The sequence below is a fragment of the Candidatus Poriferisocius sp. genome (assembly GCF_965204145.1).
In the GTDB taxonomy this organism is placed as follows: Bacteria; Actinomycetota; Acidimicrobiia; order Acidimicrobiales; family Bin134; genus Poriferisocius.
This window is the reverse complement of sequence record NZ_OZ241977.1, coordinates 1,244,848-1,258,216: the sequence shown is the minus strand read 5'-3', so window position 1 is coordinate 1,258,216 and position 13,369 is coordinate 1,244,848. Positions and strand designations below refer to the sequence as shown.

At 64.6% G+C, this 13,369-nt stretch carries 14 protein-coding genes; 12 read left to right on the top strand and 2 right to left on the bottom strand.

Annotated elements, in window-relative coordinates; translation table 11 throughout:
- Nucleotides 1-254 precede the first annotated feature (254 nt).
- Nucleotides 255-1,505: a DUF222 domain-containing protein gene (locus ACOGI7_RS05705; protein WP_419850945.1), complete on the top strand. Its 1,251-nt coding sequence runs from the start codon at nt 255-257 to the stop codon at nt 1,503-1,505.
- Between the two features lie 92 nt (nt 1,506-1,597).
- Here ACOGI7_RS05705 and ACOGI7_RS05700 read toward each other — a convergent pair whose 3' ends face one another.
- Nucleotides 1,598-1,834: a hypothetical protein gene (locus ACOGI7_RS05700; protein WP_419850944.1), complete on the bottom strand. Its 237-nt coding sequence runs from the start codon at nt 1,832-1,834 to the stop codon at nt 1,598-1,600.
- 313 nt (nt 1,835-2,147) lie between these two features.
- Nucleotides 2,148-2,729 carry a hypothetical protein gene (locus ACOGI7_RS05695; RefSeq protein ID WP_419850943.1) on the bottom strand — a complete coding sequence of 194 codons (582 nt, stop codon included), beginning with the start codon at nt 2,727-2,729 and terminating at the stop codon, nt 2,148-2,150.
- A 79-nt stretch (nt 2,730-2,808) separates the two neighbouring features.
- On the opposite strand from ACOGI7_RS05695, the gene ACOGI7_RS05690 reads away from it, so the two are divergent.
- The 11 genes from ACOGI7_RS05690 to ACOGI7_RS05640 all read left to right on the top strand — a co-directional run bounded on the left by ACOGI7_RS05690 (nt 2,809) and on the right by ACOGI7_RS05640 (nt 13,353).
- Nucleotides 2,809-3,666: a bifunctional 5,10-methylenetetrahydrofolate dehydrogenase/5,10-methenyltetrahydrofolate cyclohydrolase gene (locus ACOGI7_RS05690; RefSeq protein WP_419850942.1), complete on the top strand. Its 858-nt coding sequence runs from the start codon at nt 2,809-2,811 to the stop codon at nt 3,664-3,666.
- 64 nt (nt 3,667-3,730) lie between these two features.
- Nucleotides 3,731-4,885 (top strand): acetyl-CoA C-acetyltransferase, encoded by a 1,155-nt coding sequence (locus ACOGI7_RS05685; protein WP_419850941.1) that lies wholly within the window; start codon nt 3,731-3,733, stop codon nt 4,883-4,885.
- 32 nt (nt 4,886-4,917) lie between these two features.
- Nucleotides 4,918-5,451 (top strand): VOC family protein, encoded by a 534-nt coding sequence (locus tag ACOGI7_RS05680; protein ID WP_419850940.1) that lies wholly within the window; start codon nt 4,918-4,920, stop codon nt 5,449-5,451.
- A 40-nt stretch (nt 5,452-5,491) separates the two neighbouring features.
- Entirely contained in the window at nt 5,492-6,505 is a 1,014-nt protein-coding gene (locus ACOGI7_RS05675; protein WP_419850939.1) for an LLM class flavin-dependent oxidoreductase, read from the top strand.
- Between the two features lie 37 nt (nt 6,506-6,542).
- Nucleotides 6,543-7,928, top strand: a complete 1,386-nt coding sequence (locus ACOGI7_RS05670) for a phytoene desaturase family protein (protein ID WP_419850938.1) — start codon at nt 6,543-6,545, stop codon at nt 7,926-7,928.
- A 76-nt stretch (nt 7,929-8,004) separates the two neighbouring features.
- Nucleotides 8,005-9,165 (top strand): acyl-CoA dehydrogenase family protein, encoded by a 1,161-nt coding sequence (locus ACOGI7_RS05665; protein WP_419850937.1) that lies wholly within the window; start codon nt 8,005-8,007, stop codon nt 9,163-9,165.
- A gap of 140 nt (nt 9,166-9,305) precedes the next feature.
- Nucleotides 9,306-10,100: a glucose 1-dehydrogenase gene (locus ACOGI7_RS05660; protein WP_419850936.1), complete on the top strand. Its 795-nt coding sequence runs from the start codon at nt 9,306-9,308 to the stop codon at nt 10,098-10,100.
- Entirely contained in the window at nt 10,097-10,987 is an 891-nt protein-coding gene (locus tag ACOGI7_RS05655; protein WP_419850935.1) for a CoA transferase subunit A, read from the top strand. The genes ACOGI7_RS05660 and ACOGI7_RS05655 overlap by 4 nt, the downstream gene beginning before the upstream one ends.
- A 52-nt stretch (nt 10,988-11,039) precedes the next feature.
- Nucleotides 11,040-11,858 (top strand): CoA-transferase subunit beta, encoded by an 819-nt coding sequence (locus ACOGI7_RS05650; protein ID WP_419850934.1) that lies wholly within the window; start codon nt 11,040-11,042, stop codon nt 11,856-11,858.
- Nucleotides 11,855-12,958 (top strand): LLM class flavin-dependent oxidoreductase, encoded by a 1,104-nt coding sequence (locus ACOGI7_RS05645; RefSeq protein ID WP_419850933.1) that lies wholly within the window; start codon nt 11,855-11,857, stop codon nt 12,956-12,958. The genes ACOGI7_RS05650 and ACOGI7_RS05645 overlap by 4 nt, the downstream gene beginning before the upstream one ends.
- A complete protein-coding gene (locus tag ACOGI7_RS05640) occupies nt 12,958-13,353 on the top strand; it encodes a nuclear transport factor 2 family protein (RefSeq protein ID WP_419850932.1) in 396 nt (131 codons plus the stop codon). The genes ACOGI7_RS05645 and ACOGI7_RS05640 overlap by 1 nt, the downstream gene beginning before the upstream one ends.
- Nucleotides 13,354-13,369 lie beyond the last annotated feature (16 nt).

Genomic DNA, 13,369 nt, shown 5'->3' with positions numbered 1-13,369 from the left:
TTCTTCACCCACCCAACATACCCCACCGGCGAGCCCCGTCGGCAAATGCGCCGGACCCTGCCCAATCCTTGATCCAAATGGCGATTTGGCGGGAAGTGATCGCACCGATCCACCTTATGTTCTGATCATATATGAGCTATTCCAGGGGATACTGTCACTGGCGTCGGTAGACTGAGGGCATGGATTTAGGGGCTCTCACCAGGGCAAATGCCACAACAACTAGGGGTGAGCCACGGGGCTGTGGAAGCGCAACCGTGAATGTTCAGCTGGCTAAATTCGACGGGCTGGGGTCCGGTGATTTGGTCAAGTTGATCCTCCAGGCCGACAGCGCCCGGCGGCAGTTGGATGGCTATCTGACGGCGTTGTTGGGCCGGTTTGGGGATCTGGAGGGGCAGGATGCGGTTGAGGAGTTGTGCCGTCAATTCGGGCTCGGTCGCCACAAGGCTCGCCAGCAGGCCAAGACCTCTAATGCCCTTAAGGCGTTGCCCGACACGTTGGAGGCTGCCAAGCAGGGGTGGATTTCTATCGATCACGCTCGAGTGATGGGCGAGTCGCATCTGCGGGCGCCGTTGTCCAAGGACGAGGAGTTGGAGCTGGTCGTCGTGGCCATTTCCGAGGACCTCGACGAGTTCAAGAAGACTGTTGCCCGCAGCGAAGACCAGCGCCGGGCCGACGACGGGTTGACCCGCCATGAGCGCCAGCGCGAGCGGCGCAACGGCAAAGTGTTCGACGGCGACGACGAAATGGTCGTTCTGCATGCAGAGTTTGATCGCATCGCCGGGGAGCGGGTCAAGACCGCTCTCTACGACCTGAGCGATCGCCTCTTTCGCGAGGATGCCAAGTCCGGGAGCGACCGCACTCACGAGCAGCGCAACGCCGATGCCCTGGTCGCGCTCATCACCCAGCAACCGGCCCGAGCCGATAATTCCGATGCCAACTCCAACGGCAACAGTTGCTCCCCCGTCGACGATTCGGACGCTGTGTCCAGCGATGATTCCGAGGATCACCACGTCGGCTCCGAAATTGCCCCCCAGGCCACCACGCTGATCGTCTCCGTCGACTACGACACCCTCACCGGCCAACTCAAGAATGCCGGCCTCATCGACGGTACCCCCATCGACATTGACGACCTCCGCCATATCGCCTGCGACGCCGGCATCGTGCCCGCCATCTTCGCCGCCGACGGCCAACCGCTCTACATGGGAAGAAAACAGCGGGCCGTCACAGCCGCCCAGAAGCTCGCCCTGATCGCCCGCGACAAAAAATGCATCGGCTGTGGCATGAGAGCCAGCGCCTGCGACGCCCACCACATCATCTGGTGGGACAACAACGGCCCCACCGACATCACCAATCTGGTGCTGCTATGCCCCAAGTGCCACAGGAAAGTCCACAAACAGGGCTACACGGTGATCAAGGACGGCACCGGGCGGCGCAAGCTGAAATCCCCCCACCGCGCAATCGACCGAGATCGCGCTCGAGGTCCAACGGAAGCTGTCGCCGCCTAGCGCATTGCGCTTGCCAGCGTCTGAGCCGACCAGCCTCCAACCCTTAACTTCGCAAGAGCCAGCATGGTTACGCGGGACGGGCGCCGAAGAACTCAAGACTCCTTGCCGTATACCCAACTGGCTAGCTCAGAATCAGAGCTCATAGCCACGAACAGCACAAGCGGCCAAAGGTGCTCGTGGTTGGCGACCATCCTGAGCCGGTCCTCCCAGTCTTCCGAATACTCACGGAGGGCCCTCATGAATTCCTCGACGGCCTCCTCAAAGTCGGCCCCATCGGCTGCAACTGGGGTACCGGGCAAAAAGACAGACCACCCGTCTGCTTCAGCCATCGCCTCCGGCCTGCCCAACTGCCGAGAATCGGCCAATAGTCCGTGCAAACGGTCTCGCTCTACCAGCGCAACCCGACTACCCCGGCGCTCGACCCCCGCTGCCTTCCCTGCTTCGGCAGCATCGAGCACCTCGCGAAGTCTGCGGCTGGTTTCAGAATCGGCAAGGAATTGCACGGCCATACCCTGTTTCGAGTCTTACGTACTCCTAGGACATAACGTACGTCACAGCGTGACCTAGAACAGGCTTCACTTACCGAACTCCGTCGGCACCGCGAGATGAATCAGGTCGAACTGGCCCAGAGAAGCGATTGATCTACACAAGATCTTGGAGTGCCCGAAAGAATTTGGTTCTGCGGGAATGGTCGTCTGCTCCTGGTCGGAATATCGTCCCTTGAGAGTTGATGGAACTCAAGAGGTCACCGGGGACAACCACCCGTGATTTCCTCTTGGCCAGCCACTTAACTGGTCGATATAGGCGGGCACCGGGATCCTGACTCCCGTCCCGTTCCGCAGCACCGGTCACTTCTCCGATGGCGATCCACCTCTCCCCCTTTGGAGGCAGCACGACGATGTCGCCGATGTAAATCTCGTTGCAGAACCGCCAGATGCACCATGGGGCTTCCCTCTTGAACGATTCTTTCCAATCTGGCTCCCAATTGATCGCGCTCCATTGTTGGGTGCATCTGTCGAGCATCTCCATATCATTGAAGGCTGCGACGGGGGCATCGACAGCCCAGTCCCCCCACCCAAGGGTCACGACATCATTGTCAAGGTTGAAATCCACGAAAGACGTACCACCCTCCAACTCACCACCCCCAGGCTCACCTCGCACCACCCAGGCACAAGCTTCCCCGGATCCTCTCCTTTGACCCGTTCCCACTTGTTCCGCGCTCATGTCGCCATCGTACGGTCCGATCAACCGATAGCTAGAAGGTCATTGTGAAACCGCAGCGTTTGCGAGAGAATTCCGGACGATGACTGCTATCAAATTGGACGGCGAAATGCTGTCGGCTGAGATCAAGGAAGGCCTGCGGGAGCGGATTGCTGCGCTGGCCGAGAAGGGCAAGACCCCGGGGTTGGGCACATTGCTCGTGGGTGACGATGGGCCATCGGCCAATTACGTGGCCATGAAGCACCGCGACAGCGAGGAACTGGGGATGGGCTCTCGAGAGGTGCACCTGCCTGCCGATGCCACCCAGGAAGAAGTGGACGCCGTGGTGGACGACTTCAATGCCGACCCGGCGGTGGACGCCTACATCATGCAATACCCGTTCCCCGGCGACCTCGACTACGAGACCGCCTTGTTGCGGGTGCTGCCGGAGAAGGACGCCGATGGGCTGCACCCGGTGAACTTGGGGCGGTTGGTGCAGGGAGTGGACGCACCGCTGGCCTGCACGCCGCGAGGTATTCAGCTGATGTTAGAGCGCTACGAGATTCCCATCGCCGGCCAGCATGTGGTGATCATCGGCCGAGGTCTCACCATTGGGCGGCCGCTGGCGAACTTGCTGTCGCTGAAGCGGCCCAATGCCAATGCCGCGGTCACTGTGGTGCACACCGGGGCGGGCGACATCTCGCGATATACCAAGAACGCCGACATCCTCATCGCTGCGGCCGGGGCGCCCCGCATGGTGAAGGCTGACATGGTCAAGCCTGGTGCCGCGGTGGTGGCTGCTGGGGTGAGCTTCGCCGACGGCAAGCTGGTGTCGGATGTGGACGACGACGTGGCCGAGGTGGCGGGCTGGCTTTCGCCTCGAATCGGCGGGGTGGGGCCGATGACCCGTACCATGCTGATGGCCAACACCGTGGCCGCTGCTGAGCGGGCTGTGGGCTGAACAGCCCCGGCCCAACAAGGAACAGCAACCAAGGAATCCGGAAGAAGAACCAGGAAGCACAGACATGGCCGACGCCTACATCATCGACGCAGTTCGCTCCCCCATGGGCCGATTCGGCGGGGGGCTGAGCCACCTCCACCCGGCCGATCTCGGCGCCAACATCCTGAGCGGGCTGATCGAGCGCACCGGCGTGGACCCGGCCGCGGTAGATGACTGCATCATGGGCTGCGTGGGCCAGATCGGCGCTCAGGCGTTCAACGTGGCCCGCAACGCGTGGCTGTCGGCCGGTCTGCCCGAGCACGTCCCGGCAGTGACCATCGACCGCCAGTGCGGGTCGTCTCAGCAGGCAGTTCATTTCGCAGCCCAAGGCATCATGTCGGGCACTCAAGATCTGGTGGTAGCCGGCGGGGTGGAGGTCATGAGCCTCATTCACCTCAACAGCCAGGGCGATGTGGGCCCCGATCTGGGCATGCGCTATCCCTTCGACGGCGACGGCTGGGCCAACCGCTTTGGAGACGAGGAAGTCCACCAGTTCCGAGGCGGAAATCTCATCGCCGAACGGTGGGACGTCACGTTGGAAGACATGAACGGCCTGGCCCTGCGCAGCCATCAGAACGCGGCCCGGGCCTGGGAAGAAGGGCGTTTCGAGCGGGAGGTCCTAGCGGTGGGCGAATGCGCCCGCGACGAGGGCATCCGGCCCGATACCTCTATGGAGAAGATGGCCAAGCTGCGCCCGTTCTCCGAACATGGCCCCCTGACTGCGGCCAACTCCAGCCAGATCACCGACGGCTCAGCTGCGTTGCTCATCGCCTCCGAGAAAGCGGTGGCGGAGCATGGCCTCACCCCCCGGGCCCGGATCCACACCATGGCGGTGGTGGGCAGCGACCCGGTGCTCATCCTCACCGGCCCCATCCCGGCCACCGCCAAGGTGCTGGAGCGCGCCGGCATGGAACTCGACGACATCGACCTGTTCGAGTGCAACGAGGCCTTCGCCTCGGTAGTGCTGGCCTGGGCCAAGGACACCGGCGTCGACATGGACAAGGTGAACGTCAACGGCGGGGCCATCGCTTTGGGCCACCCGCTGGGGGCCAGCGGCGCTCGGATCATGACCACGCTGCTCAATGAGCTGGAGCGCTCCGGCGGCCGCTACGGGCTCCAGACCATGTGCGAGGGCGGCGGTCTGGCCAACGCCACCATCATCGAGAACCTGGCTGCTTAGCCAGGGAGATCCCCAAGGAGGCCGAGAAGCAAATGGGCATCCATATCGACCACATCTCATTGCTGGTGAAAGACCTGGCCCAGGCGGAGGAAGACTGGCGACAGATCCTCGAGGTGCTGGCACCGGGCCATACCATGAAAGTCACCCGGGGAGAGGGCGCCGACGACATGGACGGAACCCCGATGGCGTGGGTCACCTTCCAGAACCCCGACCCCACCGGCGTGTCCATCCAACTGTGGTCGCCCGCTGAGCCGGGACACTGGCCCGACAAGGTGTTGGCCAAGAAGGGCGAGTACGTCCACCACATCGCCTTCTGCTCTGACGATTTCGACACCATGATCGACGGAGTGCGCGACGCCGACATCCCGCTGGTCATGGAGGAACCCAGCCATCCCGACACCCAGCCGTGGCTCAAGTGGAACTTCATCCCTCCCAGCAAGGCCCACGGCCCGCTGATCGAGCTGGCCACCCGCTACCTGTCGGTCGGCGAGGAGTGGCTCCCCCACCCCGACAACGCCGAGAACCAGCCCCTGGCCGACGAGCTCCACGGGCGGTACTCCGGATAGTCCCCAGTTTCCGGCAGAACGCAGTAGGCCACTACTCGCCATGGCCAGATCTCCCGTGGCCATCACCATGCCGGTGGAAGATGGGTTGCCCGTCGGATGGCTTACCGATCTAGTGGTGGACGCAGAACAGGCTGGCATCGACACTGCGTTGGTGGGCGAGGTGGCCGGTCCCGAGGTGTTCGCCACCCTGGGGGCAATGGCCGCCCGCACCGAGCGCATCCGGCTGGGCTCGGGCATTGTGGCCGCCTACACCCGCTCCCCCGCCCTCACGGCCATGGGCTTCGCCACTTTGGCCTCGCTGGCCCCCGGACGGATAGTGGCCGGCATCGGGGCCAGCAGCCCGATTGTCGTCGGGCGCTGGCACGGCGGCGACTTCGAGCAGCCTCTGGCCACGGTGCGGGAATTCATTAGCCTGCTCCGGACTGCACTGGCCGGGGAGAAGCTGAACCACGACGGCCCCCGGTTCCGATCCCGCGGCTTCCGGCTCGATTTGCCCGCGGTGGATGTACCCGTCTGGCTGGGGGCCATCAATCCCCGGATGCTGGCCGTGGCCGGCGAGGTCGCCGATGCAGTGTTTATGACGTGGTGCCCGCCGTCTGAGGTAACTCCCAAGCGGAACATCGTCGAGGCCGCGGCCACAGACTCAGGGCGCGATGCGTCCGACGTTGCCACCATGCTTTCGTTTTGGGCCTACGCCGGTCCTGATCCCGAGCAAGCCCTGGAGCGGATGCGCCGCCAAGTGCTCGCCTACTCCATGGTCCCCACGCACCAGCCCGCCTTCGTCGGCACGTTCGACAACCTGCCCGAAGTCGCCGAGGCCTGGCAGAAGGGCGACCGCGCACGAGCGTTGTCGCTGGTGCCCGATGAGGCCGTCCTGGCTCAATGCGCCCTCGGACCCGACATGCTCGCTGAGCGAATCGACGCCTACCGGGCGGCGGGCGTCGACCTGCCCATCGTGCTGCTCACCGGCGCCCATGTGGGCGACGACGTCGGCCCACAGGCCACAGTGGATGCGCTGAGTCGGATGCTGGCCCCTGAGCGGCTGACTTCATAACGTGCCTCCCAACACCGTCCGCTCTTAGTATCCCCCCATGACCAAATGCGACGTTGTCGTCATCGGCGCCGGCGCTGCCGGGCTGAGCGCCGGGGCTCTTCTGGCGGCTGAGGGCAAATCGGTCACCCTCCTGGAGCGGTCCCCTTTCTTGGGGGGCCGAGCGCTGGCGGTGGACGACGAGGGCTTCAAGGTGAACCTCGGCGGGCACCTCATCGAGGATCCCGGCTCGGGTCTGACCAAGGTGTTCGAGCACGTCGGCAAGGAACTCATCCACGGTGAGGTCTCTCACGACATGCCGATCTGGGACAACGAGACCCAGACTTGGGGGTCGATCCGCGACCGCTATCCCGACAAGACCGAGGTCAAGAAGGTCATCAAGGCCATCACTGAGAGCACATGGGACGAGCTGGAGGAGTGGGACGACCGCCCCATGCGGGAATGGCTGGCCCAGTACACCTCCGACCAGGGGGTTTACGACCTCTACGAGTTCATCGCTGTGCTGGAGTGTATGACCGACGAGTGGTACGACCACTCGGCCAGCGACAACCTGTGGGTGCGCAAGATGCACTACGAGGAGCGGCACATGGCCGCCTACTCGTGCTGGCCCGGCCAGGGCTGGGACGGCATGTGGCAAGACCTGGCCGACGGGTTCACCGAGCACGGCGGCGAGCTGCGAATGCAGACCGCGGCCGGCCGGGTGCTGATCGAGAACGGGGCGGTGGTCGGGGTGTCCATCCCCCATGAGCCCACCGTGCCCAACGACTGGGACATCGGCGAGGTGATCGAGTGCGACGCGGTCATCTCAACCCTGCCGGTGTGGAACGTGTTCAACGTGGTGCCCGAGTGGGAGCTGCCCGATTGGTACACCAGCCAGATCCGCTACCTGGCCCAGGACCAGTACCGGGTGACCATGCTCAACCTCTACTTCGCCACCGAAGAGCCGGTGACCATGTTCGACCCCCGGGAGCTGGCCACCTGGCTGGAAACCCCCCACAGCCCCACGCCGGGCTACATGTACGACCAGGCGGCCATGGACCCCCAGGGCATCCCCAACGGACTCCACCTTTACTGCACCGGCGGCATCGTCCCCGGCTCCAAGGGGCGGGACCGGCGCTACATCGAGGACATGTACAACCGCCTCGAACAGGGCCTCTACGTGATGTACCCCGGTCTGGCCGAGCATGTGTGGAAGAGGCGCCTGTTCGTGTTCGACCCGGCGTTCGGCGTCGCCCAAAAGCCCATGCTGGTGGGCAAGTTCCGGCCCCATTGGCGGGCCCCCACCGTGGACGGCCTGTACTTCGCCAGCGAGACTTTCCGCAGCCGGGGCATCGGCACCGACCGCTCGGCCCGGGCCGCCCTCACCTGCGTGGAGGACATCCTGGGCCGCCGCATCCCCACCTTCGGAGACGGCTGGCGGTACTGAATTAGCTATCGACCCCCACCACTGACCTCAGACTGAGACACTTAGACGACAGGAATTACAAGGAGCAACCAAGCACATGGAGTTCACCCTCACCGACGAGCAGACGATGTTCCAGGAGACGGTCCGCAATTGGGTCGAGAAGGAATGCAACAAGGATGCGTCCCGCGACTACGAGGCCCAGGAGTTCGAGTACCCGTTCGAGCTGTGGGACAAGATGTCCGACGCCGGGTTCCACGCCATCGGCCTGCCTCCCGAACTGGGCGGCCAGGGCGGCGACGTGGTCACCCAGATGATCCTCACCCGGGAGCTGGCCCGCTCGCTGGCCGGGCTCACCTGGATTTTCGGCATCTCCTCGTTCTGCGCCAAGTCGATCAACAAGTTCGCCACCGACGTGGCCCGCGAGGAGCTGATCCCCCAGCTGGCCGAGGGCAAGATCCGAGTGGCCATCGCCGTCACCGAGCCGTCCGGGGGCACCGACCTGATGGGGGCCATGAAAACCCGGGCCACCAAGGTGGACGGCGGCTGGAGCATCACCGGCCAGAAGATCTGGTCGACTGCGGCCCACGTGTCCGACTACCTGTTCTTGATGGCCCGCACCGAGGACATCGCCGACAAGCCGGCCCGCGGAGTGACCCTGTTCTTGGTGAAGAACCCTGCGGAAGGCTTGGAGTGCCACCAGATCCCTAAGGTGGGCATGAGGTCGGTGGGATCGTGCGAGGTGTTCCTCGACGACGTGTTCGTGCCCGACGAGTACGTGGTGGGCCAACCCGGCCAGGGCTTCTACCAAATGCTGTCCACCCTCAACAACGAGCGGATCATGGTGGCCGCCCTGTGTACCGGCATCATCGACGGCTGCATCGAGGAGACCCTCAGCTATCTGATAGAGCGGGAGGCGTTCGGCAAGAAGATCGGCTCGTTCCAGGTGTGGCATCAGAACCTGGCCGACATGGCCATGATGCAGAAGCAGGCCGAGTTGATGACCTACTACGCGGCCTGGAAGTCGGAGTCGGGTGAGGACTGCGGCCGGGAGGCCAACATGGCCAAGGTGGTGGCCTCGGAGTACGCCGGCAAATGCTCGGACATCGCCATCCAAGTGCTGGGCGGCATGGGCTACGCCCTCGAAACCCACCCCCAGCGCTATTGGCGAGACAGCCGCCTCTACCGCATCGGCCCCATCACCAACGAGATGGCGAGGAACAGCATCGCCGAGACCTTCGGGCTGCCCAGAAGCTTTTGATGCCTCGCTTGCCCAGGTTGTTGGCAGTGTCCGGGCCGGCGGGTCCTGTCACCTACGGCGGCCTGGCCGTCGGAGCGGCCAGGTCCGCCTGCGGCGCCACCCCCCGACCCTCGTCGGTCTTGTCCTCGGATGGGTAAGCGATGTTGAGAGAGAGGGTTGCGCTGGTAACCGGCGCTGGTCGAGGCATTGGGTTAGCGGTGGCGGCTCGTTTGGCCCGCGATGGCGCTGCGGTGGTGGTCAACGATGTAGACGGCGAAGTCGCTGAAGAGGCCGTCTCGGCCATCGTTGCTGGCGGCGGTCAAGCCGTGGCCGCGCCAGGTTCAGTCGTTGACCACAACGACGTGGCCGCCATGTTGAGCACCGCCCAGGACTCCTTCGGCAGCCTGGACATCTTGGTGAACAACGCGGGTATCACCGCGGATGCCATGGCCCACAACATGACCGACGAACAGTGGGACTTGGTGTGCGATGTGGCATTGAAGGGCACGTTCAACCTATGCAGAGCAGCGTTCCCGCTGCTGCGGGGTAGCCGGGACAACCCGCCGGTCCACCACCGCAAGGTGGTCAACATGGCCTCCATCAACGGGATCTACGGCATCGCCGGCAATGCCAACTACTCCGCGGCCAAGGGCGGGGTGATCGCGTTGACCAAATCACTGGCCCGAGAGTGGGCCCGACACAGGATCAACGTCAACGCAGTGGCCCCGGGCTACATCGCCGGCACCCGCCTCACCGGCGCCCGCGACGATGACACCGGGCTAGGCATCCCTGAGGAGATCATCGAGCGCATTGAGGCCCAGATCCCCATCGGGCGGGCCGGAACTCCTGAAGACGTGGCCGGAGCCTGCGCTTGGCTGGCCTCGCCCGATTCCGACTATGCAACCGGACAGGTGATCGAGCTCCACGGAGGACGAGAGATGGTAGAGCTGCTATGAGCGCAGAGAAGCTGACCACGCTGCCGGAGGCCGCCGCGCTGGTCCGCGACGGCCAAACCGTGGCCATCCAGAACATGGCCACCCAGGCCGCGCCGATGGCCCTGGTGCGGGAGCTGATCCGCCAAGGACGACGGGAACTCGGTGTGGTGTGCCTGGTAGGAGGCATTCCGGTGGACTGGCTGGCTGCCGCTGGAGCCATGAACCGCCTCATCGGCGCGGCCGTGTCGATGGAGCAGTTCGGGCTGTGCCAGCGCTACCGCAAAGCAGTGGAGGCAGGAGCGATCCGGGTCGAGGAGCTGTCAGAAACGGCGCTGAACGCCCGACTGGGCGCGGGCGCTCGCAATCTGCCGTTCCTGCCCACCAGGGGTCTTATCGGCACCGACCTGATTGACGTGAACGACAACCTGGTCATGCTCGACGACCCGTTCGGCGGACCGTCGGTGGTGGCCTGCAAAGCGCTGGTACCCGACGTGGCCCTGGTACACGCCCACAAGGCCGACCGGTTTGGCAACATCGGCTACGAGCCCACCGCGCTGTGGCCCGACCTGGGGATCATGCCCAAAGCAGCCACCACGGTGATCGTCACCGTTGAGGAGATCGTGGACTCTGAAGTGCTGCGGGCCGATCCCGACCGCACGGTGTTGCCTGGCTTCATGGTGGACGCGGTGGTGGAAGCCCCGTTCGGCGCCCACCCCACGTCGTTCTACCCCCGCTACGGCTATGACACCGCCATGCATCTGGAGTGGATCGGTGCAGCCCGCGATGACGAGGCGGTGGCCGGGTTCATGGAGAAGTACGTGACCGGTCCCGCTGACCACGCTGCCTACCTGGAGGCTGTGGGCGGGGCGAAGCAGCTGGCCGCAGTGGAAGCCTGGGAGCAGACGTGAAGGTACTCGTTGGCGAGAGAACGTCCGGAAGGTGCGCATCGGGAGGAAGAGCATGAGTGACTGGCAGAACAGTCCCCCGGCTGACGACTGGACCATCGACGAGCTGATGATCGCCCGGCTCGCCGCCTGCTTCACCGATGGCGACCAAGCCTGCAACGGCATGGCCTCGTTCGTGCCGGTGAGCGCCTTCTGGCTGGCTCGGCTCACCCACGCCCCCGACCTGGTGTGGCTGGCCGGAGCGGTCGGCCTCGAACCCCGACCCGACCGAGTGCCCGCCTCCACCCTCGAGGCCCCCCTGTGGCGGGACTCCATCATGTACGTGGAGCAGTACGGCGACTTCTGGACCATTGCCCTGAACGGCCGGTGGCTCACCAAGTTCTGCGTCGGGTCGGCTCAACTCGACCGCTACGGAAACGGCAACAACTCGATCATCGGCACTGACTATCACGCTCCCCGAGTGCGGCTTCCGGGCACCGCCGGTTTGGGCGACATGGGATCAATCGGCAAAGCGCTTTACTACTGGAATCCCAATCACAACCCCCGCTCGCTGGTGGAGAAGGTGGATTTCATCTCCTGTGCCGGCTACCTGGGCGGCGGATCGGAGCGATCTGATGCCGGACTGGAAGGCGGACCAGAGCTGGTGATCACCAACCTCTGCGTCATGGACTTCCACCCCGAAACCCGTCACATGCAGGTGGCGTCGCTGCATCCTGGTGTCACCTTTGAGCAAGTGCAGGAGGCCACCGGCTTCGAGCTGCCCGCCCCTGAGGGGCAGTTGCCCACCACCGCGGTGCCCACTATCAAGCAGGTGCGGTTGATCCGCGAGGTGATCGACCCCGACAACATGCGCCGCCGGGAGTTCGGCGGATGAAAGACCTCGAGATCGGCGTTCCCGGCCAGATCATGCCCCCGGCCCACCGGGCGGTGGAATTAGGACAGCGGGCTGAGGCCGATGGATACGACGCCCTGTGGTGGCCCTGCCACCTGATGGGCTGGCACCCCGACTCGATATGGACCCCGGACATGAGCCCGCTGGCCGCAGTGCAGCCCAGCGGCCACGTGTACTTCGACCCGCTGGTGATGATGGGCGCAGTCGGTGCCCAAACCGAGACCATCAAAGTGGGGGCCGTGGTCACCGACCTGATCCGCCGCCACCCGGCCATGGTGGCCAACATGGCCCTCACCCTCGACCACCTCACCCAGGGCCGGGCCATCTTGGGGCTGGGCTCGGGCGAGCGGATGAACGTCACCCCCTATGGCATGGACTTCGACCGCCCCGTGGGCCGACTGGAAGAAGGCATCGAGATCATTCGGGCACTGTGGGGCGCCGACGGCCCCATCAACTACGAGGGGAAGTTCCATCAGCTGAACGACGCCGTGCTCGGCCTGTCGCCCTACGGGGACACTCCCCCGCCCATTTGGACTGCGGCCCATGGCCCCCGGATGCTGCGCATCACCGGCAGGCTGGCCGACGGTTGGCTTCCCACCAAGCTGGCCCCCGACGTTTACGCCGATTCGCTGGCCACCATCCGCCAGTCGTCGGTGGAAGCGGGCCGAGACGCCGAGGCAGTCACCCCCGGATTGCTGGCCTACGTGCTGGCCGCCCCCGATGAGGCCACGCTGCGGCGCATGCAGGAGGCCCCGCTGCTGCGGGCCATCATGGTGATGCTGCCCCCGCAGATCTTCCGTGAACTGGGGGTGGAGCCGCCCGAGGGATTCCACGATCTGATCCCCGCGTCGGTGCCCCGGGAGCAGGCCGAAGCCATCATCGACGGCATCCCGCCCAAAGTGGTGGACTACTACTGCTTCTGCGGCACTCCCGAGCAGATCGCCGAAGAGGTCAGCACTTACTACGACGCCGGTCTGCGCCACCTGATCATGTGGAACGTCACCGCCTTCGGCGACCCCGAGCTGGCCGGCTGGTCATTCCGGGCCATGCGCGAGGTCAAAGACATTCTGAGGGCCGGCTGATGAGCGCTGAAGGATCGACCAAAAGCCCGCTTGCGGTGGTGAAGGACTACTTCACCGCGCTCAACGACGAGGACTGGGACCTGATGGCCTCGGTCCTGCACCCCCAGCTCGACTTGATCCCCTCCGGGTCGCGCCCCCGCATCGGATCTGACAAAGCCATCACCATGTTCCAGAAGATCTTCGAGCGATTCCCGGTCCACCAAGACAACCCCACCCGGTTCCTGGAAGCCGGCAACACCGTGGTGGTAGAGATCACCTTCAACGGCGCAACCCAAGACGGACAAGTGGTGTCGTTCGACGCTGTAGACATATTCGACGTCGAAGGCGGCCGTATCTGCCGTCTGTCCCAGTGGTTTGACACCGCCGCGCTGGCCGCTGCCTTGCAGGGCGAATAGCGGTTCCGCTACCCCG